The organism is Micromonospora sp. NPDC048986 (assembly GCF_040649335.1).
GTDB classification, from domain to species: domain Bacteria; phylum Actinomycetota; class Actinomycetes; order Mycobacteriales; family Micromonosporaceae; genus Micromonospora; species Micromonospora alfalfae.
Window position 1 is genome coordinate 101030 of sequence record NZ_JBEZFJ010000001.1, and the last position, 23696, is coordinate 124725.

The following is a 23696-nucleotide window of genomic DNA, read 5'->3' on the forward strand; positions in this document are numbered from 1 at the left end:
GACACCGACGAGATCGTCGACACCACAGACAGATCCCCTAACTTTCGGTCATCTCTGCATCTGCGAACAGATGCAGGGTGTCGTTGTGGCTAGTCAGAGTTGGATCATGCTGACCTCGATGCAATGAGCCGTTGTACGCGGGTGCCGGCCGAGGTCCAGGCGGCCTCAATGATCGGCAGACAGCGCGTCCGGGCCGGGTCGTCCTCGGGCAGTTCGTGGTGCAGGCGCAGCTCGCGGGTCAAGACCATAGCGAGGTTGAGCGCGAATGCGGCCTCGATGCCCGCCTCACTCACGATCGCCTCGATACGCTCGCGGATCAATGGCGTACTCGCGCCGACCTGGGTGTGGAGCATCGCAAGGTCGAAGCCAGGAAGGAACAAACCGGTGAACTCCCAGTCGACTAGCACCGCCGTGGTCTCGGCCTCGTCATCGCTGTCGGAACGGCCGGCATTGAGGAGGATGTTGCTGGCCAGCGGGTCGCCGTGATTGAGCTGTGCCGGCGCGTCGCAGCGGGCCAGCAGACTGTCCAGAGCCTCTCGCTGGCCCTCAGTGAGGTATCCCTTGGCCTGGTACCGAGCCACGCGGTCGGAGTAGTCGAAGGTGGGCGAGATCCGGACGGCGGGGTAGGCCCACTCATTCAACGCGGTGATGCAGTCCAGGACGGCATCGACCTCCCGGGTATCGAGCTCACGCTGGGGGTAGCGTTCGAACGCGAGGGGCGGTGCGTCGACCCATTCCAGGACCAGCAGTCGATCACGGTCGGTATGGAGCAGCCGAGGAACGCGGACAGGCGGGGTGGTGTCACCGAAGACCTCGTACACGTCCAGCTCGTGCCGCCAGCTGGCTGCCCAGAACGGGTCCGGGTCGATCAGATATTTCACCGCTGCCGGTTCGCCGCGGAACGAGCCTCGCGCCAGCAGGGTCTTGTCCGTGCGCCGTAGCACCGTGTCGATGGTCAGCCCGATCGTGACTGCTAAGCCAGGCAGATCAGGCGGCGTGTGCGACATCGGCGGTCTCCTTGATTGAATCGATGAGCCGTTGGCGAAGGCCGATCTCGAAGCGCTCCCCGTGCTGGACCACGGCGATCTGCCGACCCGTTGCTCATTTTGGGCTTGTCTGTGGCCGTCTGATTAGTGGAGTGTTGATCGTCGAAGATGGCCGAGCTCCTGGGAGTACGAACGCTCAAGTGGAGCCCGAGCCGAGATACAGTCCTCGACTTAGTAATCAAGAAGCTCGATAGAAGCGGGGTAGCACACATCAAGACCGGCTGACAACGGCCGGCCAGCCAGGGGCCCCCGTGTCGGATCGGGAGGCTTGAGAACCACCGACGTTGTAATGGTGGCAGTCGGTCAGTCGGGCCGTCGTCGATAGTGCAGCCCTGGTGCGCGATCGAGATCAAGAACAAAGCCATTGGACACTGGCAGATCCTCATCCGCCGACGAGGTATCGAGTGTCAGCGTGTAGCCGTCCGCAACGTACGTGGACCCGGTGCAGGTGAGTCGGTCGAGGGTTCCCCGACGCCACAAGTACAGCGAGCCCGCACTGCGGGTCAGGCGTACGGTGCCGGGAACCTCGTCGCAGACATAGGTGCCGAGCGACGTGTGAGCCGCTTCGGCGTCGGCGCTGCCCGTGGAGGTGGTGGTCTTGGGCGCAGGAAGGCTTCTCAACGCGCGAGACAGCAGTTCGCCCGGATCAGCGCCGGATTCATGGGTGGGGTCGGCGAGGGCAGCGGCGAGCACGCGGTCGGCGGCGATTCCGGCGTGGTTTGACAGGCAGATAACGCGGAGCCCTGAGTTGGTGAGATAGACGGCTGCGGAGAACCCCTGCTCGTGGCCGTAGTGGAAGACGGCGGTGCGGCCGGGACGAGGATCGGCGTACAGCCCGGCACCGTATGTGAACGGCGCGTGGTCGCTGGACTGATAGCCGAGGTGCTGGTCGAACGGGAGCGCGTCGTCGGCCCGGCAGTGCCATTCGTGCCAGAGGTGAGCGAGCCAGCGGTCCAGGTCTGCGGCGGTGCACCACAGGGAGCCGGGGCCGGGCAGGGTGACTGGGCGCTGCTGGTGCTGCCATCCGCTGGCGACGGCCTGGTAGCTGGCGGCGGCGCCGGGGATCACCTCGCGTGGATCGGTCTTGAAGCGGGCCGAGGTCATGCCGAGCGGGGTGAAGACCTGCTCGCTGGCGATCTCGTGGAGTCCAGCGCCGTATACGTGCGTGAGCGCTTCAGCGAGGAGGAGGTAACCGGTGTTGCTGTAGAGGAAGCGGTTCGCTTTGACGGCGCGGTGCTGCTGACGGTAGGCGAGTTGCAGCAGGTCGTCGGCGGTGTAGTGGTCGAGTTCGCGGAAGCCGGCCAGGGACAGCAGGGACTCGGCGTCCCGGATGCCGCCGCGGTGCTGCATGAGGTCGCCGACGGTGACGTCGGGGATGTGGAAGCGGGGCATGATGCCGTCGACGGGCCGGTCCAGGGTGAGAAGGCGATCGCGGGCGGCGCGGATGCACAGGTACGCGGTGATCTGTTTGGCGACGGAGCCGATGTTGAAGGCGGTGTTCTCCCCGATGGGCGCGGCGAGTTCGAGACTGGCCAATCCAGTATGCGCCTGCGCCGTCGGATGGCCGGCCTGGCCGACGCGCAGGATGACGCCGGGCTCGCCCAGCCGGACCGCGAGGGCGGTCTCGGTAGCGGGGACCGAGGTGTCGGTGGAGTTCACAGGCTGAGGGCTTCGCGGTGGACAGAGCGCAGGCGTTCCCGCAAGGCGGGGTCGTTGATCAGGGCGAGTGCGCGGTCGTGGTCGGCGGCGGTGGTGGCAAGCAGTCCGCGCTGCTGGTCCAAGTAGGCGGTCAGGAATCGGTACAGGTCGCCGCTTGTTTCGGGCAGGACACGAGCGGCGTAGATCATGGTGAGGGGGAAGGCGAAGCAGGCGTGCAGGAAGCCGAAGGCGGGCCTGCTCGTCTCCTTCCAGGGGGAGTAGAACCTGACTTCGTCGCTGATCTCGCAGGCTGTGGCGCCAAGGGCGTCGTTGAGCCAGTTGTGGCCCGCCTCGTGAATCAGGTCGCGAGCCAGGACGACGGGCTCGTTGATGTGGTCGCAGAAGATGGTGCCGGGCAGCCGGCTGAGGGTCCAGCTGTCGAGGGTGTCGCCGAGCTTCTTGTGGCGCAGCAGGCAGACGACGACTGCGTGGCCGGCGAGAAGGTCTGCGAAACCGGTCTTCGCGCCGTTGGCGTATGCGGCGGCGGCCAGTTCCCGTAGATCCGGCGGGGCGGCGGTGGTTTCCGAGTTCAGTACGTAGTAGGGGGTATCGGAGATCGTCGAGCGGGGCAGGCGGTCCAGTTCGGGGGCGAGGACGATGCGCGGACCGACGGAGGTGGGGGTCGATAGCGCTGAGGCGTTCGCGTCCGGGTGGGCGCCGTACCAGTTGAAGGTGGCGGTCTCGCGGGAGCGGGCGGCGGCCTCGGCACCTTCGAGGACGTGGTGGGCCAAGCAGTAGTCGGCGGCGTCCGACCCCGAAGAGTCGGGGATGTTGACGGTCGGCCGGGCGGCGGGCTTGAGGGCGGCGCGTATCCGGCGAGTGCGGTCGCGGTGGTGGGCCTGAATGGGGGCGAACGAGAAGGAAATGGCGGGCGCTTCCACGGGGTGGGTCCTTCCGACGGGCTGGGGCTGGGGCCGGCCCCGTGAGGGTCCGGCCCCAGGAGGTACTCACCGACGGCGCGCCGTCGGTGTGATGCGGGGCGTTCAGACGTCGGTGCCCTCGGGTGCCGCGGTGCTCGCCGGGGCCTCAGCGGTCGGCCAGCCCTCGGCGGAGACGCTGGAGGTGTGACGGGTGCTGCGGACGGTCTCGTCGTCGCCGCGAAGGTCGTCCACGGCGGCGAGGAAGTCGCTGATCCGGTCGTTGTCCATGAGTGCGCTCGTCCTTTCCGAAGAGGGGTTTAGGTCGTGCACCTTCTGGAGCCGATTCCTGTGGCGGCGAGCGGGCGGTGGGCACCGCGTCTCCTTCCGATGGGTGGTGGGTCAACTGCTGCGCTGGGCCGGCGTGGCGGCGGGAGTGGCCGCCTGGCGCAGGGCGTCGCGCAGCTCTCTCATGGCGGGCCGGTCCTCGGGTGCTTGGGCGAGCGCCGCGGTGATGATCGGGCGGAGTCCGGCGGGCCCGGTGTGCAGCAGGGAAGGGCCGTAGCGGGGGATGTCGGCGCACAGGTAGCGGTAGGTCAGGACTCCGAGGCTGAAGGTGTCCGCCGCTGGGGTGGCGCGGTCGTAGGAGGTGGCGTACTCCGGCGGCCAATGCACCTCCGGGCCCCGAGCGGCGGGGCCGCGCGAGGTTTTTGTGCGGCGCGCGGCGCCAAGGTCGGTGATCAGCCCGTGGCCGTCGTGGATGAGGATGTTCTCCTGGTAGACGTCGCGGTGCACGATCCCGCGTTCGTGCAGGGTGCGCAGACCCTCGGCGACGTCGGCCAAGATACTGAGCCCACCCGTCACCTGGTCTCGGTTGAGGGCGGTGGTGAGGTACCGCCCGAAGTTGCCGCCGACGAAGTGGGGCATGGTGTACCAGTCGAACCGGTCGGTGCTGCCCTGCTCCAGCAGGGGCACGACGTGCTCGGCGCCTTGGGCGGCGTGGGTTACGGCGATCTCGTGGCGGAAGTCCTCACGGGTCAAGGCCCTTTCGGCCTCGGTCATCTCCGCGTACCAGTAGAAGCCGTAGGCGGCCTTGCGGGTGGCCTCGTCGAGGTCGGCCAGAACGTGGTTGCTGCCGAAGCCGGCCTTGAGAACCACCGGAGGCGTCCCGTTGCGGCTGGCGAGCACGAGCGTGCTGGCGCGAGTGAAGCAGAGGAGGTCGTGGACGTGCCAGCCGGCGTAGCGAAGCTGGTCAAGGACCCAGGCGGCGGGGTGCATCGGGTGCAGGTGCATGGGCTGCCTTCTCATGTTCGCGCCGCATCCGGTGCGGTTTGGCGTAGCCGCTCCAGGCAGGCGGCGGCCAGCCGGTCGAGGTCGGGCTTGGTGGTGCACGGGCGGCGCAGCACGGGCAGGCCGGTTGCCTCGGTCCACGCGTTGACTGCCTGCTCATACAGGTCGGCATACCGAGCGGCGGTCGGGCGGTCCTCCCCGAAGCGACGCGTTGTGGGCCGCTCGGACAGCCGGGCATGGCACAGCTCGGGCTCGGTGGTGAGCAGGACGATCAGGTCCGCCCGCGCGGCCGTGACCTCGGCGAGCTGCTGAACGTAGTGGGCGACAGGACGGTCGTGCAGCAGGGCGATCAGGCAGGCGGTCGACAAGGTGAGCCGGTCGGCGATGACCGGGCCGAGGGACAGCGCGGGAGCGAGGTTATGGCGAGCATGGAGTTCCAGGTCGCGGCGGGCCGCGGCCACCGCCCGCACGCCGTCTGCTGCTGGACGGCCGGCCCGCAGGCTGACGATGGAGCGGGTCGCTTCCAGCGACAGCCAGGAGAATTGGCCGATGTGCCCGAGGCGGATGCTCTCGCAGGCGGCGTTGGCCAGGATCCGGTCGCGTAGCGTGCTCTTCCCGGCTCCAGCGATTCCTTCCAAGGCCAGCAGCATGCCTCGCTCCTAGTTCTTCTCGGCGATCAGCCAGCTGATGAACTTCGCGACGCGGCCGAGAGAGACCGGTTTGGTGCCGTGGGTGAGCTGGGAGCCGTAGAGCAGGGCGGTGCCGGGGGCGGGGCTCACGCTCCATCGGGTTCGGGGCATGGCCGCATACCAGTCAGCGGAGTGGTCGGCGCCGTCGTGGGCCAGCCACATACCGCCCGCGTATCCCTGTTCCCGGGCGTCGTGCTCCAGCCGGGTGTTCCACAGGCGGTCGCTGGACGTGCTTTCGACGTAGAACGCGCCGCCGGCCTCGGCCTCACGGATCACGACGCTGATGCCGGCGATCTGTCGCGGCCAAGCAAACGGGTCGGGGGCGATGCCGTCGAGGTGGCCGGTGATGTGCTGGCCGGGGCCGTACTCGACGTAGGTCCACGGCCGACAAGCGGTGATCGACGGCATGACGCGGGACAGAGCGGGGCGGGCACGGTCGAAGGCATGCTGAAGCAGTGCCTCGGCTCTGTCCGGGATCCTTGGGACCTCGATCCGTCCGGCCGGCTCGTAGACGGCCATGGCCTGCTCCTTGGAGCGACCGGGGATCTCATGGATGGAGTTGGCCCGCCTCGCGCCGAAGCGGAGCCGGGCCTCATCGCTGAGGAAGTCGTTCATCATGGCTGTGAGCTGGTCCCGCTCCTCGGTGTCGACGAATCCCTCGATGCTGCCGACCGCGACGGTCTCGGCGATGTGAATCACGAGTAGGTCCTCCTCGTCTCGAGCACGCGGCGGACGTCGTCCAGGCCGGTGCAGTGATTGAGCCAACTGGCCACAGGGTGGTGAGGGTTAGCGGCCGGATTGGCCCACAGGGCCAGCAGCTCGCCGGTCAACGGCAGCTCCTCCGCGCCGGGCAGCGGCTCCCACACCGTCAACTGGTCCAACGCCGGGCACCAGGCGACGTGCTGTGTGGCGAAGGCCCGCCCCAGCCGTGCCGCCGCCATGAGCCGGCAGGAGCGCAGGAGCGTTTCGGCAGGCTCAGCCCGCTGGTAGCTGCGGTGCTCGGTCTGCGCCCATCCAGCTCCGACCGCTGCGGCTGCGACCACAACGCGGCAGGTAGCACAGCACGCGCCGTTGGCCATCGGGCACGGATGATCATGGGCGGGGAGGGTGGCTGCGACCTCAACGAGGGCCGCCCAGGCGGAGTCCGTCAATAACTCACTGACGGTGCTGCGGCCCGAGTCCGGGCCATGGTTGCAGCACACCGGACCAGGCCGGCGCGCGGCGCTGGGAAGGAGTGCGGGCTCGATGAACAGGGCGTGGAAGTACACGATCCGCCCCAGCAACTGATGGATCGTCAGCGAGGCCGTGACGCTACCCACGCCGCCTCCTCGCTGGTCGAAGCAGTGCTCTGAGGTGCTGGGCAATAGCACCCGTCCTCGGTGGGCCGCTCGCCGCGTAGCGCGTCGGTGACGGCGCGGGTGGCCGCGTCAACGGCATCGAAGTACGCCGGCCAGCCGTGCCTGGCGCCCCGGCGCAGCACCAGGTCGAGTACGGGGCTCGCACGTCCGGTGGTCTCGCACCTCAGCCCCGCACGCCCGACGGCCACCTGCACGGCGGCGGGTAGGTCGGTGGTCACAGCGGTGATCGCGCGGCACAGGGCGGCAGCAGCTCGCGCGTACTCGGTTCGGTCACGCGGCAGGATGCCGACCCGGCGCTCGGCGGGCGGCAGATCAAGGCCTGGATAGAGATGTCCCTGGCAGCTGTCGTACGTGATCAGGCGCCAGTCCTGGGTGACGGCGTCGACCAGGGAGCGGACGCCGGGCTCGATCGCCCCTCGCCACTGGGGGTGGGCCGGGTCGAGGTCATCGGCCTCGTGCACGCCGGGCAGGCCAACGGTGTTGATGTTGCCGTGCGAGCTGGTGCGCAGCCGTACAGGTGGGCGGTTCGCCTCGGGGTGGTCCCAGTGGGCGAGGAAGGAGGCGACGTCACGCATGCTGTTCGGCATACGCGGGTGCGAGCGCACCTTGCGGCACCAGGCCCCTGCCGGGTGGGCGGGCTGGGCGAGGAGTGCGGCGATGCCGTCGATCATCCGCATCCGGTAGTCGCAGTAGGCGTCCTGGTCACCGGCCTGGTCGTGACGCCAGCGGGTGGCCACGCAGCCGCCGCCGCACGTTGACTGGTACGTGCAGGTGGTGCACCGCTCCATCAGGGCCTTGCCCTGGTTCAGCAGCGGCAGCCGCCGCTGAGCCGCGACGACCGCCTTCTGTCCGGAGGGCTGGTCCAAGAGGGTGAGCTGGGCCTGCGGCCAGGGCAGTTCGTCACAACTGCCGAGCCGTCCGTCCGGATAGAGCGTGAAGACGTGGTCGCACTTCAGGTTGGAGAAGTGACAGAAGCCGGTATCCAGCCCGCGCAACCGTCGAATGGTGGATACGGACGGTTCTAGCTTCAGCCGGGAGAAGTGGCCAGCGCCGATCCAGCGAACGGTGGCGGCGAGTACAAATTCGGCGTACTGGTCCGGGGTGGTCGCCCACCCGGGCCCTTGCGAGCCGCGCAGAGCCGCGCGCTGAAGGATCCGGCTCGCGGGAACGCGTTGCCCTTGGGCAGCGGTAGGGCCTTGAACGGAGGAATCGAAGCAGGGTACGAAGCTGACGGCGTTGACCGCCTCGAAGCCGGCGAGGTGATCCAGGACGGCCTCGGCACGGCCGAGCACGGTCGGAGTGACCGCGGCGATCACGCCCACCTTCCGGCCGCGCCCAGCCAGCAGCCGCAGGGCGTTGGCCACGCGCGGGTAAACCGGCTGGCCGTCGTATCCAACCCGCCAGGCGTTGCCCGCCGCGTCCCCGTCGAGGGAGATGCCGATCTGGAGGCGCGGGCACAGGGCGTCAAACAGATCCAGCCACTGCTCATCGAGCAGCATGCCGTTGGTTTGCATCGATACCCGCACGACGCTGGGCTGGGATGCCAGTTCGCGCAGGACCTCGGCGACATGGTCGCGTCCGGCCGTCAGCGGCTCGCCGCCATGCAGTTCCACGGCGAGCACACGCCCCGAGAAGAGCTCGGCGAGTCGACGCACTTGACTCGCGTCGATCCGGGCTCCGCCCGGGGCCTCCTTGCGTTTCTCGTAGCAGTACAGGCAGTCGATGTCGCAGGTCTCACCCCGTAGCTTCAAGATCACCGATACGGCACTGTCGGCGTCTTCGACGTCGAGGCCGCGGTACAGATGGGCCATCGGGTGATCGGTGGTGCCGTGCATCGGCTGCCTCCCAGGGGTGGCCGTGACCGGACGGGATCAGTCGTACAGGCGTCCCAACAGGGCGCCCTGGCCGGACTGGAGGATGTGGGCGGCCTCCAGCGGAATCCAGAAGCATTCGAAGTGCGTCGGCTCCTGCTCTCCGTCGTGGTCCTCCTGGCTCATCCACCGCTCCGACGTCGGCTCGGTCAGTTCCAGGTGGAAGACGTGGCGGCGTTGGAGCTCGAACCGGTACGGGCTGATGTCGTACTCGGTCTCGCCGAGCTTCCGCACGATCTTGAAGTCCTTCAGGCCGGTTTCCTCGCCGGCCTCGCGCAGCGCCGCAGCCTCCGGCGTCTCGCCGGCGCGGATGCTGCCGGCCGGAACCTGGATGCCGACTTCCTCGTAGCTGTAATCGGTGTGCCGGAAGACCAGCAGCTTGCCGTCACGTACGACGTAACAGAGAACCTTTTCCTTGGTGACCCGCTCCGGCATGGGAGAACCCCTCTTCATTCGTTGACTTCAGAAGCTCGTAGGCCCGGAGGTATTAACGGAACCGCATGCGGTACTGAGCAGCGCCCGCCGACCTGCTAGGCAAACGACCTTGAGTCTAGGTTTGGTAACCGAACGTCATGAAGAGCCAAGTGATCCATCAGGAGGGGCGTTGCACTGGGCTCATCGCCTGATGCCCGAGCTTCGGGCTCTATCCCAATCCCAGCACCCGCCACGACCACGGAGGATGGCTTCGTCTCGTGCTCCATAACCACCTCCGAGGGTTCCTCAAGATTCGAAGCGGATTTGACGAGTGGTCGGTATCCCGTCCTCCACACCCTCGCCCTTCGAGCCGCAGTCGTGAACACCGAGCATGCGGACGGAGTGGTTGTCCGCATGGCGCTCGCCCCGTGAGCGGGTTCGGATCGACACCCTTTCGTCGTTCCTGGTTGCGCCGCGCCGAACGCTGAGTGACCCTATGTGCGCGATGTCCATGCTGCTCAATGCCATCCGGAAGTGGGCAGCCTGAAAGGCGGTGTCATGGGCCAGACCCCGCGGGCGCTTCAACCGTCCATGTCTGAGCGACACTTCTTCGGCGCCGAGTTGCGTCGGCTGCGGGAGCACGCCGGCTTTTCGCAGGCGCGGCTGGGTGCCATGATCCGATTCAGTGCCGACCTGGTGCGTCGAATCGAGACGGCGGACCGGTTCCCCTCGCGGGACTTCGTCGAGGCATGCGACAAGGCGTTGACGACCGGTGGCGCCTTGATGCGCCTGCTACCGCTGCTCGAGAAGAATCGGGTCAACGCGGCCAAGCTAGCGACGGCGCCGACGGGCGCCATCACCCTGCTCTCCACTCAGCCGGCGGATACCTCGGGGTTGACCGACATGGTCGTCCGGGTTCCGTTCCAGCCAGGTGTCCTCGATCGCGCCGCTCTGGACTGGCTGAACGCTACTGCGGGGCCCCGACTGTCTGCGGCCGGCCGGCCCGGCTCACCTGATCAGGTTCGCGAGGAGGACCTCAGCTCCGCTGAGACCGCTCTGGCGATGTTCCGGCAGCTGGACCACACCCACGGTGCCGGACGAGTCCATGCCCAGGTGCAGCGGTACGTCGAAGGCGAGCTAAACCGATTGCTGGCAAACAGCCCCGCCTCGGAAGCGATCGGTCGGCGCCTGTACAGGCTGGCGGCGGGCTTCTTCGAACTGTGCGGGTATCAGGCAGTCGACACCGGAGCCCACGGTCTCGCGCAGCGCCGCTACTTGCGCGCTCTGCGGCTGACGCAGGCCGCCGACGACTGCCTCTACGGCAGCTACCTGCTCGCCGTGAACATCGGCCACCTGGCACTGCACTGCGGTCATCCCGAGCCGGCGCTGCGGATGGCGCTCACGGCGGTGAGGGGTAGTGAGACTCAGGCGACGCCCGCCGTGGATGCCGCGCTACACGCCGTGGTGGCGCGGACGTACGCCCGCCTCGGACGCGAAAGCGACTGCATGGCCCACCTCGAAGTCGCAGAGAGGCAACTGAATCGCAGCAGGACCGAGGACGAGCCGCTGTGGATCCAGTACTTCGATCCGGCCTATCTCGCCGACGAGCTTGCCCACTGTTTCCATGATCTGGGCCGGCCGCAGCAGACCCAACGGCACCTGGGCGATGCCCTTGCCGCGCTGAGTCCCACACATGTCCGCCGACTGGCCATCGACACCGCGCTCCTGGCCTCATCGTTGGCTGCCGCTGGCCGCATCGACGAAGCCTGCGCCGCCGGCCGAATGGCGGTGGATCATGCCGCGCGGACCACCTCGCACCGCTGTTTAGAGCGCATCGTTGAGGTGCAAGCCGATCTTGAGCCCTACCGGTGTGAGCCGGAGGTCCGTGAGTTCGGCGAGTACGTGCGTTCTCAACTACCGCTGGCTGCGGTGTAGTTCCCTTAATCGGCAGCCGCAGCCGTCATCACGAAACGGTAGTGCGCGAGTTCCGCTTCCAGCGCCTTGCCCGCCTGGGTGGAGGTCGCGACGTAGTGGCCGACGTCGGGGAGAAGCAGCATGTCGTGGGGCACGCTGTGAGCTGTCAGCTGATCGGCGAGTTCCCGCACATCCTCGACCACAGCCACGTCATCGGCGGTGCCGTGGACGAGCAGCACCGGCCGCTGAACGGTTGCGGCGTTGACCCGCCCGGCACTGCCTCGCAGCCGTCTGGCGTGCGCGCGCTGGAAGCGGGGCACGGTTTCCGCCCAACGGTCGGGATCCACGATCGCTGACACGGCCGTGGCGGCAGCGAACGGACCGCTCTGCGCCACGGCGTGCAGGGCTGTGTATCCGCCGGCGCTGGCTCCGCGAATGAAGACTTGACCCGGTACGGCTCGTCCTGTTGCGAGCAGGTGGTCCGCCACCGCCGCGCAGTCATCAACGTCGTCGAGGCCCCACCGGCCGTACAGCGCTTCCCGGAAGACCCGGCCGTACCCGGTGCTGCCGAGATAGTCGACGTCCACGACGGCGAACCCCCGACTGGTGAAGAACTGCGCCTGCCAGTCCAAGCGCAGGAGGCACGAGGCGGTCGGCCCAGGATGCGCCCTCACGATCACCGGTGCCCGCCAGTCCGCCGCCGAGGCCGTTGGCGGATACACCAAGGCAATTACCTCTCGATCACCCGCGACATGAACCCGCAGTTCCGTCGGCGTCGATACTTGCGCCCCGTCGAGTTTGGCGTGCTCCGACCGGGCAAGCACCTCCACCTGAGGATCGGCGGCCGTGAGGTGCACGAGCGCGACCTGTGGGGCCGCAGTCGGCGACGCCCCGATCAATGCCACCGTCGTTCCCTGAACGGCCAGATAGGGCTTGATGGACGTATATGGAAGGTCGACCGGGCGAACAGTGCCGTCAGGGTCGATGACGACGAGGCGGTGCCGCGGCCCGTCCTGCACCGCCACGACGATCCGGCCGTCGTCAAGGAAGTCGTACGACGCGTAGCCGAGCTCCCACGGCTCTGCGGCGCACTCACCTGCGATCGGTGCCACCCGCTTCACCTGGTGGCCGTCCCACCGGTAAAGGTTCCACCAGCCACTGCGGTCTGACACGAAGTACAACGCCCCGTCGGGACCCCACCTAGGCTCCACCGCCGACTCTTCCGAACCGCCGGCGAGCATTACCGGGTTCCCTACCTGGCCACGCGGCGAGTAGGAGGCGACCCATATCTCACACCTATCCCAAGGCATGTCGGGCTCGCTCCAAGTGGTCCAGGCCAACATGCCTGAACCCGGCCGAGGTGCGCCGAGAAATCCCCGGCATGCTGCGAGAGCCCGTATGTCCGGGACGCCTGTGAGCGACACCGCGATGAGGTCGTCACCATGCTCTGACTCCCGCACAGCCAGTAACTCGCCGTCGCCGATCGTCAGGTCGCCGAAGGATCCCAGACTGACCAACTCGAGTTGATCGTCGTGAAGACGGCTCCGGTAAAGGCCGTCTCCGCCGACACACCACAACGTCCCGTCAATGACAGCGAACGCCCCGCCTCCGTACGCGTGAACGCCGCTGGTGACGTCGAAGCCCTCAGGACTGACGTCTCGCGCACCCTCGCCGGGCCGCCAACATGCCACCGTCGCGACCCCGCCGGCTTCGGGGCGGGTCTCCAACCAGTACAGCGCGCCATCCCCGGCACGCAGCTGGTCATAGCTCACAGAGGCGCGAACCGCGTCCTCCGTCGAGACCACAGCGATCCTGTCTGCCAGCCTCACGGGTCCTCCTCGAACAACTCCGTACGCGACCGTAAGACAGCGCCCTCGTCGACCGGCCTCGGGTGCACCGGCGACGGCGTAGAAGAAGTTGTCGTGCCGCCGAGCCGGCGCGAGTGCTCCCCAGGCACGGTCGACTCTACGCGCAAGCACTTCGTCCCTGCCGCTGGACGGTACGGCTCGAACTGCCGCTGGGCAGCTCAAGTTCGGAGCGACAAGTTCAATGCGGACAACATCCTTTGTCCGCATTTCCGGTATCGACCGCGCCATTCGAATCGAGCGACTATTCGGAGCGTGAAGCAATTCACGCGCGGCCCAACATTGGACGTTTCGCCGCTGCCGACGAGCTCTTCGGAAGGGTGCAATGCAGCTACAAGATGAATTGACACGCTACGGCTACCGCCAGGAGTTAGCCCGGGGGCTGCGGTTCCGGGACCTGGTCGCGTACGGGTTGGTGTACGTGGTGCCGATCGCCCCGATGGCGATCTTCGGAAGCGTCTATGCCGGCTCCGGTGGGATGGTGGCCCTGGCGTACGCGATCGGCGTGGTGGCGCTGGTGTTCACCGCGTTCTCCTACGCGCAGATGGTCAAGGCGTTCCCCATGAGCGGCAGCGTCTACAACTACGCCGGTCGGGGCATCAGCCCGCCGGTGGGTTTCCTGGCCGGCTGGGTGATCCTCCTCGATTACGTGCTCGTGCCTGGCCTGCTGTACCTGGTGGCGTCGATGGCCATGCACGCCACGGTCCCGTCGGTGCCGGTGTGGCTGTGGCTGCTCGGGTTCGTGGCGGTCAACACGGTCGTCAACTCGGTCGGGATCCGGATGACCGCGGTAGTCACTCGGGTCATGCTCGTCGGCGAGTTGATCGTCCTTGCGATCTTCTTGGCCATTGCCGGCTGGGCCCTCGCCTCAGGCAGAGGCCGGTTCAGCTGGGAGGCGTTCTACAACGCCGACACCTTCACCTGGTCGCTCGTCGCGGGCGCGGTGTCGATCGCGGTGCTGTCGTTCCTCGGCTTCGACGGCATCAGCATGCTGGCCGAGGAGACCAGGGGTGGTTCCCGGCAGATCGGCCGCGCCATGGCCGCCGTCCTGATCCTGGCCGGGGTGCTGTTCATCGTCCAGACGTGGCTGGCCGCGATGCTCGTCCCCGACCCGGCCGGTCTCCTGGCGAACGGTGACCCGAACGGGACCGCGTTCTACGACGCCGCCGCCGTGGCCGGCGGGAGTTGGCTGGCGACCCTGTGCGCGGTCGCGACGGCCATCGCCTGGGGGCTGCCGAACTCGATGGTCGCGCAGGTCGCCACCTCGCGGCTGCTGTACGCGATGGCCCGCGACCGGCAGCTTCCCGGCTTCCTCGCGAAGGTGTCGATCCGCCGCAACGTGCCGATCAACGCCACCCTGCTCACCGGCGCCGTGTCCCTCGCCCTCGGCCTCTACATGGCCACCCGCGCCGACGGGATCACCCTTCTGTCGTCGCTGATCAACTTCGGGGCGATGGTCGCCTTCCTCGTGCTGCACGTATCCGTGGTCGTGCACCACCTCATCCGCCAGCGCAGCGGCAACTGGTGGGCTCACCTGGTCATGCCCGGTATCGGGTTCGCGATCCTCGCCTACGTGGTGGTCAACGCCAATATCGCCGCGCAGCGCCTCGGCCTGGCCTGGCTCGCCCTCGGCATGGTCGTTCTCGCCGGCCTGTACCTGGTCGGCCGCCGGCCCGCGCTGTCGGGTTTGGCGCCCGCGCAGCCGCAGGCCCGTCACGTGGAACGGGTGTGACCGGCATGGACACGATCACTTACCGTCCGGCTCGCGATGAGTTGGCCTACAGCTTCGGTGGCCGGATGCCGGTGGCCCACGTCCGCTCCGGCGACGTGCTGCGGGTGTTCACGGAGGACTGCTTTGGCGGTTTCGTGCGCGGGCCGGCGGATTTGCCGTCGCGGGTGTGCCGGATGCCGTACCTGAACCCGGTGTCGGGGCCGTTCTTCGTCGAGGACGCTGAGCCCGGCGACACCCTCGCGATCTACCTCGCTGCCATCGAGCCCGCCCGGGACTGGGGAGTCTCGTCGACGTTCCCGCACTTCGGAGCACTCACTTCGACCTCGCACACCGCTACGCTGCAGCCGCCGCTGGATGAGCGGGTGTGGGTGTACGACATCGACCGGCAGGCCGGGACGATCCGCTTCCACGCCACGGGCAGCGACCACAGCGTCGACCTGCCGCTGGATCCGATGATCGGCACGATCGGGGTCGCGCCCGGCGGGTTCGAGGCCCGCTCCACGATCGTCCCCGACTCCCACGGCGGGAACCTGGACAGCCCGGAGCTGCGCGCCGGGGCCACCCTGTACCTGGGGGTGAACGTGCACGGGGCGATGCTCGCCCTCGGCGACGGGCACGCCCGCCAGGGCGAGGGTGAGGCCTGCGGGGTCGGGGTGGAGATCGCCACGACCACCACCCTGATCATCGAGGTCATCAAGGGCGTCCCGACGGTGTGGCCCCGCCTGGAGACAGACACGTCGATCATGTCCGTTGGTTGCGCCCGGCCCCTGGAGGACGCGTACCGGGTCGCGCACCGCGACCTGGTCGGCTGGGTGGGTGACCTCACCGGCCTGGAGCAGCTCGACGCCTACCAGCTGGTGTCGCAGGCGGGGCGGGCGCCGATCGGCAACGTCTGCGACCCGAACTACACGGTCCTCGCCGCCGTCGACAAGTTGCTGCTTCCGCAGCCGCAGGCCGCCTACGGCGGGATGCACGCCCGCCTCCGACAGCACGCCGGCGGGCCGCGGTAGAGGGACTGGACCAAATGACCTCCTCGATCCCCCAGTTGCCGTTGCGCGACGAGTTGTTCCTGCTCGGTCACGACGACGACACCGGTCAGCCGCACATTCACCGCCGGGCCCTCGCCCTTGGCCTGGCTGGTGCGGTTCTTATCGACCTGTTCCTCGCCGGGCGGATCGCTCTCGACACCACGGACGACACCCCATCGGGCGAGGAGCAGCGTCTCTGGCTGCACCTGGACCGCCCGGTCGGGGACCTGATCGCAGACACCGCCCTGGCCTCCATCCGCTACGCCCACCCGACCCCGCCCCTGCGGGGGTGGCTGCGCGGGTTCGCCGACGACCTGTACGACCGCACCCGCGCCGGCCTGCACGCTGGCGGGATCCTGCGCCACGACGTGCGCCGCCGCCTCGGCGGGCTGGCCCGCACCGACCGTTATCTGCCCGCCGACCTCAAGTGGCCGGTCGTCGCCCGCGCCCGGCTGCACTACATCGCCACCGGCCGTGATCAGCCCGACAACCACACCGCCGCCCTGGGCGGCCTCGTCGCGACCCTCGGCCTGACCCAGCACCTGTACCTCGCCGACGACATCGCCGCCCTCACCGTGCAGCTGCGCACCATCGCCGCGCAGCACCACCGGCAGGTCCGCGACATTACCGCCGCGGTGGACGCCGTCGTCGGTGACCTCGCCACCGCCGCCTACCGGTGAGCCCCGCGCCATCCCACCCGATCCGCTGCCCTTGGAGGCATCTCATGGACGTCATTCCGCGTATCCGTGCCGCCCGGTGGGCGGACAAGGAACCGGTCGCCGCGATCGTCGCCGACGCCCTGCATTCCGGCCCGCTCGCCCAGTGGCTAGTGCCGGATCCGACCTGCCGGCGGCGGATCCTGGCCGATGTGGCAGTGATCTGGGTGGAGCACGCCATGTTCTTCGGCGACATTCAGATCACCGACGACCTGAGCGCCGCCGCGATGGGGTTTCACCGCTACCGCAGCATCCCGCCACCGTCGAACTACCGCAGCCGACTGGCCGACGCCGCCGGCCCGCACGCGCGGCAGTTTGAACTCCTCGACCAGCTGCTCACCCAAGTCCGACCCACCGAGCCTCACTACCACCTGGCAGTGCTCGCCGTCCTTCCCGCCGCCCAGCGGCGCGGCATCGGCGCGGCGATGCTCACCCACCACGAGAGCCGCCTCGACCGCATCGACATGCCCTCCTGGACCGAGACCATCCACGGCAGCCAGGACGTGTACCGCCGGCACGGCTACCTCCCGAGACCCGCGCTCACCCTGCCCGACGGGCCGCTCATCGCCCCGATGCGCCGCAACCCTCACCCGGCTCGCGGAGCCTGGCCCGTGAACACCGCCAGGCCGGCAACCGTCACCGCGCCCGCGCCCGCCCAGTCCGACGCGCAACGCTAGACAAGGTGCGGACGCCCAGGTCACCGCTCCCACCGACCGTCCCGCCTCGGCGCACGCCAGCCGCGCTGGGCCCACGCCGGGACGCTCAAAGCCGGTCGCGGCCCGCAGAGGGACGGCAGCCGCGACCGACGTGGCCGGCGACGATGGTCCCCCGCTGTCGCCGCTGGCCACACCCTCCGCCCGAATGCGCAGCCCCGGCCGCGACCGCCTGCACCAGCGCAGCGGTGCTACCCGCACCCAACCCCCGAACATCAATAGTAGGAAGGAGCGCCGATGCCAACGCGGACGCCAGTCCTCGCCGCGTGGACACCCGCCCTTGTCGCCGAGGTCGTGGCCGCTGCCCTCGAGCACGCCACCGTTGACGGCCTGCACCGAGCGTTCCGGGACGTGGCTCGCAGCTGCGGCCTGTCACCGGCGACGGTTGAGGAATGGGTTGCGCGGGCCCGCGCGGTGCAGGCCGCGCCCGTGCCACCCGACCTCCTGGCCTGCCACACCTGCGCACGATCCATGATCCTCATCCAGCTGCCCGGCTGTGGCTGGGCATACCTGTGCGCGCCGTCCTGCGGACGCACACCCGTGCCGCCAGACGAGATCCGCGACGCCGTCGCCGCGGTGATCCTGCACCGCACCCCACACCTCGTTCCACCGGGCATGCCGACCCAGGCCGCCTCCTGCGCGCTCGGCCCGATCCACCGCGTCACCGTCGGCGCGACCGGCACAGACCTGCACATCACCTGGAGAGCTGTCTCCCGGTAGATCACCATCCGATGATGGCCATGGCCCAGCGCCTGCACCTGGCCCAACGCCACGCCCCATCACCGACCACCGCCGCGCCCATCCCCACCACCCCGCCATCGCGCGCATGACAGCCGCCCTATACCGCATGCAAACCACAGCCACCGACCCGCTGGGTCACCCCACGCGCTTCGCTATGACCGCGACGCCCGGCGCCAGCTAGACCGCCCGCACCTGACCACCCACCGGGACAGCCTGCCTGGGCGCACCCGCACCAGACTCGCATCGGAAGGACACGAGACACCGTGCTCCGCACCACCCCCACCACGCGCCGACGGTCGGCGGGGCTAATCGCCGGCCTCCTCCTCGCCGGCTGCCACCCCGGACCCTCCGCCCCCACACCGGCCACACCAACTCCCGCGACGCCACCAGCGTGCACATCCCCGGCGCTCGCGGCGACTGCGCCGGGCCTCACCCCACAGCAGCGCCTGCGCCTGCTCGCCGACACCATCACGGCCGCCCCCGCTGATCAAACCGTCGGCCTGCCCTACACCTACCTGCACACCCAATCCTGGACCCGCGCTACCAATGTCATCACCCGCTCAGACCTACAGCGCTGGCGCCGCGATGCCGATGAATCCGGGCGCGAGGTGACGCGCCGGCTCCCCGACGTGCGTGGCCTCGCCCACCGCCCGACATCCGACGAGCGCCGCCAGTTCGCCGCTGCCGGCCTAAAGACGACGCGATACGTCAGCGGCGATCTCGAGCCGTACCTTCCCGAACCGCTGACCACCGATTCTGCGAAGCTTGCTGGTGCGCTGGCCCCGCGCGAGCTGGCCGGCGAGGCCGCATACCCGCGCATGCTCATCCACGGCGTCATCGGCGTCGCCATCAGCCAATACCTCGACCGAGCACAGCGCGCAGCCACACTGCGCGTCCTCGCGGACGTGCCGACCATCGCCTACCAGGGCGAGCGGACTGACCTCACCGGCCGAACGGGCCTCGGCTTCACCGTGACGGCCGACAACTCCCAGACGCAGCTCATCGTCCACCCCCGCACGGGCGAAATCCTCTCCGCCCACGAACAGGTGCACGGTGCGAAGCCCGGCCTGTTCTCCTACCTGCTGATCCTCGAACACGGCCACACCGCCACCGACACCGGAACACCCTCCGGGCGGCCCTGAGCTGCCCCCCACTGGGAGGGGCGCATCGGCTTGCAGGTGGTGTCCGGCTCCTCCAGTCCCGGCTGGCCCAGTCCCTGTTGAAGGCGTGGATCGCTGGCGGCCTTCAGTCGTCCGCTGCCCGCTTTCAAGAACCGGCCGGAAGGGCGGAGCTGTCTCGCCGCGGCGCCGTGTACAGCGCGGTGACGTAGTGGTCGATCGCCGTCGCCCCGGGTTGGCGGGCGATCACCTCGGCGACGCCGTCGAGGAACGCCTCGCGCTGGTCAGTTCTCAGCTCGCGGACGTTCGGGAAGGTCCCCCACAGCCCGCGCGCGCCGTGCGGGGTCAGCTGGTGCTCCCACCGGATCATCTCGACCTGGACGGGGCCGAACCAGTCACCTGCCCGCAGTTCCGCCGTGCGCTCGTCGACCCGCAGCGGCGCTGGCCTACCGGCCGCGCCGCGCCCCTGCCCCGGTAGCCATCGTCGGTACACCACGTCCAGCTCCGTACGCCAGGGCGGGCTGCGGTCGGGGTCGCCGAAGACCGTCCACCACACCGCCAGCCCTCCGCCCGGCCGCACCAGGCGGGCCAGCCGTCGCACCGCTGCGCCCGCGTCCAGCCAGTGGAACGCGGTGGCGCAGACCGCCAGGTCGAAGGTGTCGTCGGGCAGCGCCACGGTGGCGAAGTCGCCCTCGACGACGGTCACGTCGTGGCCGGTCAGGTTCGTTCGCAGCCGAGTTGCCAGCCGGCCACCGAGTTCCACCGCCAGCACCGACGCGCCGGCGTCCACGAGGGGACGGGTCACCTGCCCGGTGCCGGGTCCGATCTCCAGGACGCGCGCACCCGGTCGCAGCCCGCACTCGGCAAGCACCTCGTACACCCGCCGCGGGTATCCCGGCCGGGCCGCCTGGTAGTTGTCCGGGTCTTCGTCAAAGCTGCCCCGCCGGCTCAGCCGCTGGTCGTCACCGCCCACGTCGCGAGCGTATTCGCTCGGGCGACCGGGGAGGGGCCGGCCGCACACGGTCGTCCGCCGCCGCTTTCGTGAGGTGGGGTTTACCCCGCCTTGCGGCGTTTCTGGTTGATCTTCTTCGCGACAGCATCGGCGGCGTCCTGGTGCATCCGCCTAGTGACACTCTGGTAGGTGTCGCGAGTCAGGGTCGTGGTGGAGTGACCGAGTTGCTCGGAGACGACTTTGATGTCGATGCCGGCGTCGAGGGCGATGGTGGCGGCGCTGTGGCGTAGGTCGTGCAGCCGGGTCGGGGGTAGCCCGGCTTTGCGGACAAGCCGCCGGAACCGTTGGGTGACGGCGCTTGGGTGCCACGGCTGCCCGTCGGGGCGGACGAAGAACAGTCCGGTGTCGGGCCACGCCGGGCCGGCGGCGAGTTGCCACTGGGCGCGGTGGGCCCTGTAGGCGGTGAGGACCTTGACGGTGTCGGCGTCGAGGGCGACGTCGCGGTTGCCGGCTCTGCTCTTCGGCGGTTTCTGCACAGCGGTGTAGCCGTGGGTGGCGATCTGGTTGTTGATGGTGGTCTCCCGTCGGTGCAGGCGAACCTCGCTGTCACGCAGGCCGCACGCCTCGCCGCGGCGGGGTCCGCGGTAAGCCATGTAGTGCCACATCGGGTGCAGGTCGGGAGCGTGTTGGGCGGCGTGGTCGAGAAAGTCGACGACCTGGTTGTCGGTCCACACCATCACCGGTCCGGGCACCTTTCCGGTGTCCTTCCAGCGCTGCACGCGTTCGTCCTCCCACACGATCGGCTGCGGCCGATCACCCGGGGTCTTGACCAGCGCGGCAGGGTTGGAGCCGACGATCAGTTCGTCGGCGAGGGCATCGTTGATGGCCTTGCGCAGGCAGGCGCGGATGCGCTGCCGCGTCGTGGGGCCGGTGGGCCGCACCCCGGCGACGGACCTGCGCACCGCCGGGTCGGGGCTGATCTTCGCGGCGCGGATGTCGTCGTTGCGGCGTTCGATCGCGGCGAGCATGGCACGGACGTGGCTGGTGCGCAGCTTGTCCAGCGGGACCTCGCCGAGGTGCGGGATCAGGTGCACCCGCACGATGGACTCGTAGCCGTGCAGGGTGTTGTCGTCCACGCTGAGGTGAGTCAGCCAGCCGGTGAGATAGTCCGCGACGGTGGGCGCGTCAGCGAGAGGGCCGTCGCCGCGCAGCCGCTGGCGGATCCGGTCGACCTCAGGCAGGGGCCGTTTGGTGCGTGCGGCGTTCTGGAGCAGGTCGCCGATCTCGGTCCGGCGGCGCCGGTCGCCCTTGGCGAGGGCGAGCAGGTCGCGGGCGTGGTCGAGTTCGTCTGCGGCGGCCCGCCGGGAGGGTAGGCCGGAGCGGCGTAGTTGCCGGCGCGCGCCGTCGGGGGTGGGTGGGAGTTCGAGCTGGTAGGTCCAATGGCCGTGCTCGGAGCTCCAGGCGCGGTTGGGGCGACGCAGCTTGGGGCAGTCGTTGCCGAGTGGCTTGCCGGTGTCGGGGTGGCGGCAGCCGCAGCGTTTGAAGATGCTTCCGTCAGGCATGGCAGGTGGTGCTCCTCGATCAGGTGGGGGTGCATCGGTTTCGTCGATCGACATCCACGCGTGATCCGCGGGCACGATCAAGTCGCCGGGACCGTCAGACGACGGTCCCGGCGCAAGGTCGGTTCTGGAAGAGGGCCGCGCGTTGGCGCGGCGTGGGGGTTTGACGGGTGGGCCCCGGTCGGCGCGCAAGGCGCCTAGGGTGGGGCGCTCGTGGCACCGGCGGCGCGCTCCGGCGTGGTGCCGGGGTCCTCCAGGTGCAGGGCGGCGAGTAGCGGCGCCGTCGGTATCCGGTAGTGCGCGCCGACGTGGAAGTGCGGCACGGGGAACGCGTCGCGGCGGATCAGCTTGTAGGCGGCAGAGCGGGACATGCCGAGCACTGCCGCGGCGGTGGCCAGGTCTGTGCTGGCGCCCAGGGCGCGTATCCGCTCGGCGGTCCACGTCGGCTCCCGCTCACCCGCGGCCGCCTCTTTCCCAGACTGCGGTGGCACGGTTCGAGTGCGTCTGGACGATCTCATGGTCATCTCCTCAACGGTGGGTACGGGCGTGCGGCGTCAGGCGCGGGGGCGCGCGGCGGTGAGGCCGGATGCCCGGGTGCGGACTCGCCCCTCGCGGCCGGACCGCAGGAGCAGATCCGACAGATGCTCGACCTGGCTCGGCGACGTCCAGCACGGCCGGCCGGGACGACTCAAGCGGTGCTTACGTCGGTGCTCGCTCATCTCGATGTCGGCGCCGCGCCGCGCCGCGCCGGTCAGGGCGCTGACATCTGTAAACCCGCGCCTGTGTGCTCTGGCGAACGCCTGCCTGACTCACCGCCGCTCACAGGGGCTCACAGGCCGCCCGTCCGTGCGCTCACACGGGGGCCGGCGCCGATACCAACGCCGATGCGCCGCCGCCTCGGCGCCAACCACCCGGACAGTGGCAGAAGTCGATGACATGGTGGGCGGCGTGGCGGTTGACGAATGCTCCGACAGCCTGTCCGCCGACGACTCCGCCACGGTGCCAACGTGTCACACGGCGAAGTGGCACGACCGTTCAGGCACTCATGCGGGTCGATGACAAGTTGTCCGCGAAAATGTCCGTCACCGACGAGCGCGGACACCGCTGGCGAGCGGTTGACACACCCGCCCACGCGGCGCGGTGATGTCATGTCGGTTGGCCATCGCCGCCACGGGACGGACTTCCGCCAACCTGCGCCAGTGTCACTCCAGGCCGGTGACACGCGAGGACGGGTTGTCCCGGGCCTGATCAGCGACCCGCCGGACAAGTTGTCAACGACGAGCATCGATGACATGCGCGACGTCAACGGACACCGGTCCAGGCACGGAGGACATGCTGTGCCCACCTTGAGGCCATGGCCGCGCGCACGATACCCATCGGCACTTCTCGACGTCATGTGACCGCTCGTGAACGCGTGTCCGGACAAAGTGACACCGCGCCCATGCCGACGTTCCTGTCCTCTCGGATGCGGTCGCCAACGCCCGCACGGACAACCTGTCAATCGACCGCCCTCGTTGACACCGGATCGCCCGCTTCCCGGGCGAGGCAGCCGGGACCGAGGGTTCTCCCACTGGTGCGCACACCTCGGCGGTCGACATGGGTGAGGCGCCGGGCATGACGCCCAGGGACGAGGACGCGGCATTTGGTCGGGGTTCGCGCCACGCCGGCGTCGTCCGCTGGCCTACTGGGCGTGCCGGCAGCGGATGCCAAGCCGCTGTGAGTCGCTGTGAGTCTGTGTGAGCGGCTGTGAGTCGCTGTGAGTGGGAGGGTATAGGGCCCCGGAGACTCTCCTGTCGGACACTTCTCGCACCCGCCCCTACGCTCACAGCCCTGCTCAGCACCCCTAGCGCGAGTGACCAGCGGCGGTGCGACTCCAGCGGTGAAATGGCTACGGCGCCTTCGACGGCACGAAGTTATCGGCGCTGTCAGTCCGACGCCAGCCAAGGTGGTTCGGGTGCCAACGAGAGTGATCCGACCGCCGATGACGAACGAGATTCGCTGACCAAACGGGCGTGGCCAGCGGCTGTGAGTGACTGTGAGCCGCTGTGAGTGACTGTGAGCGGTGGGCGCGGCTCGACGATCGTGACCTCTTCGCTGAGCCGTCCGGGTGCCGCCCACGGTGCGCCTCGGTGGCT

The 23696-nt window shown here is 69.1% G+C and carries 21 protein-coding genes; 7 read left to right on the plus strand and 14 right to left on the minus strand.

Annotated features, from left to right (window positions below; genetic code table 11):
- Positions 1-104: 104 nt before the first annotated feature.
- The 10 genes from AB0B94_RS00545 to AB0B94_RS00590 form a co-directional block, all read right to left on the minus strand.
- Positions 105-1007, minus strand: a complete 903-nt coding sequence (locus AB0B94_RS00545) for a phosphotransferase (RefSeq protein ID WP_357266658.1) — start codon at positions 1005-1007, stop codon at positions 105-107.
- 342 nt (positions 1008-1349) lie between these two features.
- Positions 1350-2705 (minus strand): serine hydrolase domain-containing protein, encoded by a 1356-nt coding sequence (locus AB0B94_RS00550; RefSeq protein WP_357266661.1) that lies wholly within the window; start codon positions 2703-2705, stop codon positions 1350-1352.
- Positions 2702-3625, minus strand: a complete 924-nt coding sequence (locus tag AB0B94_RS00555; protein ID WP_357266664.1) for an HEXXH motif-containing putative peptide modification protein — start codon at positions 3623-3625, stop codon at positions 2702-2704. The genes AB0B94_RS00550 and AB0B94_RS00555 overlap by 4 nt, the downstream gene beginning before the upstream one ends.
- A gap of 102 nt (positions 3626-3727) precedes the next feature.
- Entirely contained in the window at positions 3728-3892 is a 165-nt protein-coding gene (locus AB0B94_RS00560; protein WP_357186169.1) for a hypothetical protein, read from the minus strand.
- 111 nt (positions 3893-4003) lie between these two features.
- Entirely contained in the window at positions 4004-4909 is a 906-nt protein-coding gene (locus tag AB0B94_RS00565) for a protein kinase (protein WP_357266667.1), read from the minus strand.
- Entirely contained in the window at positions 4906-5541 is a 636-nt protein-coding gene (locus tag AB0B94_RS00570) for a hypothetical protein (RefSeq protein WP_357266670.1), read from the minus strand. The genes AB0B94_RS00565 and AB0B94_RS00570 overlap by 4 nt, the downstream gene beginning before the upstream one ends.
- A gap of 9 nt (positions 5542-5550) precedes the next feature.
- Positions 5551-6279: a hypothetical protein gene (locus AB0B94_RS00575; protein WP_357266673.1), complete on the minus strand. Its 729-nt coding sequence runs from the start codon at positions 6277-6279 to the stop codon at positions 5551-5553.
- Complete coding sequence (locus AB0B94_RS00580; RefSeq protein ID WP_357266676.1) at positions 6276-6899, minus strand: hypothetical protein; 624 nt, start codon at positions 6897-6899, stop codon at positions 6276-6278. Before AB0B94_RS00580 ends, AB0B94_RS00575 begins: the two co-directional genes overlap by 4 nt.
- Positions 6875-8773 carry a radical SAM protein gene (locus tag AB0B94_RS00585; RefSeq protein ID WP_357266679.1) on the minus strand — a complete coding sequence of 633 codons (1899 nt, stop codon included), beginning with the start codon at positions 8771-8773 and terminating at the stop codon, positions 6875-6877. Before AB0B94_RS00585 ends, AB0B94_RS00580 begins: the two co-directional genes overlap by 25 nt.
- A gap of 36 nt (positions 8774-8809) precedes the next feature.
- Positions 8810-9244 (minus strand): NUDIX domain-containing protein, encoded by a 435-nt coding sequence (locus AB0B94_RS00590; RefSeq protein WP_357186150.1) that lies wholly within the window; start codon positions 9242-9244, stop codon positions 8810-8812.
- Between the two features lie 537 nt (positions 9245-9781).
- Here AB0B94_RS00590 and AB0B94_RS00595 point away from each other — a divergent pair.
- The gene (locus AB0B94_RS00595) at positions 9782-11158 is read left to right on the plus strand and encodes a helix-turn-helix transcriptional regulator (RefSeq protein WP_357266682.1); all 1377 of its coding nucleotides are present in this window, start codon (positions 9782-9784) and stop codon (positions 11156-11158) included.
- Between the two features lie 5 nt (positions 11159-11163).
- Here AB0B94_RS00595 and AB0B94_RS00600 read toward each other — a convergent pair whose 3' ends face one another.
- The gene (locus AB0B94_RS00600) at positions 11164-12966 is read right to left on the minus strand and encodes a prolyl oligopeptidase family serine peptidase (protein ID WP_357266685.1); all 1803 of its coding nucleotides are present in this window, start codon (positions 12964-12966) and stop codon (positions 11164-11166) included.
- A gap of 361 nt (positions 12967-13327) precedes the next feature.
- Here AB0B94_RS00600 and AB0B94_RS00605 point away from each other — a divergent pair, with 361 nt between their 5' ends.
- The 6 genes from AB0B94_RS00605 to AB0B94_RS00630 all read left to right on the plus strand — a co-directional run bounded on the left by AB0B94_RS00605 (position 13328) and on the right by AB0B94_RS00630 (position 19074).
- Positions 13328-14734, plus strand: coding sequence for an APC family permease (locus AB0B94_RS00605; RefSeq protein ID WP_357266688.1), 1407 nt, complete (start codon positions 13328-13330; stop codon positions 14732-14734).
- Complete coding sequence (locus AB0B94_RS00610) at positions 14731-15744, plus strand: acetamidase/formamidase family protein (RefSeq protein WP_357266691.1); 1014 nt, start codon at positions 14731-14733, stop codon at positions 15742-15744. The genes AB0B94_RS00605 and AB0B94_RS00610 overlap by 4 nt, the downstream gene beginning before the upstream one ends.
- A 14-nt stretch (positions 15745-15758) precedes the next feature.
- A complete protein-coding gene (locus AB0B94_RS00615) occupies positions 15759-16442 on the plus strand; it encodes a GPP34 family phosphoprotein (protein ID WP_357266693.1) in 684 nt (227 codons plus the stop codon).
- Between the two features lie 44 nt (positions 16443-16486).
- Positions 16487-17155, plus strand: coding sequence for a GNAT family N-acetyltransferase (locus AB0B94_RS00620; RefSeq protein WP_357266696.1), 669 nt, complete (start codon positions 16487-16489; stop codon positions 17153-17155).
- Positions 17156-17428: 273 nt separating this feature from the next.
- Positions 17429-17911 (plus strand): hypothetical protein, encoded by a 483-nt coding sequence (locus AB0B94_RS00625; RefSeq protein WP_357266699.1) that lies wholly within the window; start codon positions 17429-17431, stop codon positions 17909-17911.
- Positions 17912-18195: 284 nt separating this feature from the next.
- A complete protein-coding gene (locus AB0B94_RS00630) occupies positions 18196-19074 on the plus strand; it encodes a hypothetical protein (RefSeq protein ID WP_357266702.1) in 879 nt (292 codons plus the stop codon).
- A 124-nt stretch (positions 19075-19198) separates the two neighbouring features.
- On the opposite strand, the gene AB0B94_RS00635 is transcribed toward AB0B94_RS00630, so the two are convergent.
- From AB0B94_RS00635 to AB0B94_RS00645, 3 genes are all read right to left on the minus strand, one after another.
- Positions 19199-20023, minus strand: coding sequence for a methyltransferase domain-containing protein (locus AB0B94_RS00635; protein WP_357266705.1), 825 nt, complete (start codon positions 20021-20023; stop codon positions 19199-19201).
- Positions 20024-20103: 80 nt separating this feature from the next.
- On the minus strand, positions 20104-21564 hold the full coding sequence (locus tag AB0B94_RS00640; RefSeq protein WP_357266708.1) for a tyrosine-type recombinase/integrase: 1461 nt from the start codon (positions 21562-21564) through the stop codon (positions 20104-20106).
- A gap of 194 nt (positions 21565-21758) precedes the next feature.
- Positions 21759-22079, minus strand: coding sequence for a helix-turn-helix domain-containing protein (locus AB0B94_RS00645; RefSeq protein WP_357266711.1), 321 nt, complete (start codon positions 22077-22079; stop codon positions 21759-21761).
- Positions 22080-23696 lie beyond the last annotated feature (1617 nt).

What these genes read in the sequence shown, in the direction of transcription:
- AB0B94_RS00545 (WP_357266658.1), bottom strand. Translation starts at nt 1,007, where the DNA reads ATGTCGCACACGCCGCCTGATCTGCCTGGCTTAGCAGTCACGATCGGG.
- AB0B94_RS00560 (WP_357186169.1), bottom strand. Translation starts at nt 3,892, where the DNA reads ATGGACAACGACCGGATCAGCGACTTCCTCGCCGCCGTGGACGACCTT.
- AB0B94_RS00565 (WP_357266667.1), bottom strand. Translation starts at nt 4,909, where the DNA reads ATGAGAAGGCAGCCCATGCACCTGCACCCGATGCACCCCGCCGCCTGG.
- AB0B94_RS00570 (WP_357266670.1), bottom strand. Translation starts at nt 5,541, where the DNA reads ATGCTGCTGGCCTTGGAAGGAATCGCTGGAGCCGGGAAGAGCACGCTA.
- AB0B94_RS00585 (WP_357266679.1), bottom strand. Translation starts at nt 8,773, where the DNA reads ATGCACGGCACCACCGATCACCCGATGGCCCATCTGTACCGCGGCCTC.
- AB0B94_RS00590 (WP_357186150.1), bottom strand. Translation starts at nt 9,244, where the DNA reads ATGCCGGAGCGGGTCACCAAGGAAAAGGTTCTCTGTTACGTCGTACGT.
- AB0B94_RS00595 (WP_357266682.1), top strand. Translation starts at nt 9,782, where the DNA reads ATGGGCCAGACCCCGCGGGCGCTTCAACCGTCCATGTCTGAGCGACAC.
- AB0B94_RS00605 (WP_357266688.1), top strand. Translation starts at nt 13,328, where the DNA reads ATGCAGCTACAAGATGAATTGACACGCTACGGCTACCGCCAGGAGTTA.
- AB0B94_RS00615 (WP_357266693.1), top strand. Translation starts at nt 15,759, where the DNA reads ATGACCTCCTCGATCCCCCAGTTGCCGTTGCGCGACGAGTTGTTCCTG.
- AB0B94_RS00620 (WP_357266696.1), top strand. Translation starts at nt 16,487, where the DNA reads ATGGACGTCATTCCGCGTATCCGTGCCGCCCGGTGGGCGGACAAGGAA.
- AB0B94_RS00625 (WP_357266699.1), top strand. Translation starts at nt 17,429, where the DNA reads ATGCCAACGCGGACGCCAGTCCTCGCCGCGTGGACACCCGCCCTTGTC.
- AB0B94_RS00640 (WP_357266708.1), bottom strand. Translation starts at nt 21,564, where the DNA reads ATGCCTGACGGAAGCATCTTCAAACGCTGCGGCTGCCGCCACCCCGAC.
- AB0B94_RS00645 (WP_357266711.1), bottom strand. Translation starts at nt 22,079, where the DNA reads ATGAGATCGTCCAGACGCACTCGAACCGTGCCACCGCAGTCTGGGAAA.